Annotated in this window: 1 rRNA gene; it reads right to left on the reverse strand. The window is 45.8% G+C overall.

What is annotated here, in order from left to right:
• Window positions 1–91: ribosomal RNA gene (rrf, locus tag NE473_RS33405) — 5S ribosomal RNA — on the reverse strand; the annotation flags it as partial.
• Between the last annotated feature and the right edge of the window lie 134 nt (window positions 92–225).

Genomic DNA, 225 nt, shown 5'->3' on the forward strand with positions numbered 1-225 from the left:
CGTCTCCAGCATAGTACCATCGGCCGCTTAAGTCTTAACCATCGTGTTCGGGATGGGTACGGGTGTTTCCCCTAAGCGCATCGGCACCAGAAATTTCTAGTCTTTCTTGGCGTTTCTTATTCAATTATTTTTATCTTCTTTGAAACACAAGACTCAACAGTATCTAAAACCCCTACTTCTTCTTCCTTAGAAAGGAGGTGATCCAGCCGCACCTTCCGATACGGC

It is taken from the genome of Hungatella sp. SL.1.14 (assembly GCF_024460495.1).
Taxonomy (GTDB): domain Bacteria; phylum Bacillota; class Clostridia; order Lachnospirales; family Lachnospiraceae; genus Hungatella; species Hungatella hathewayi.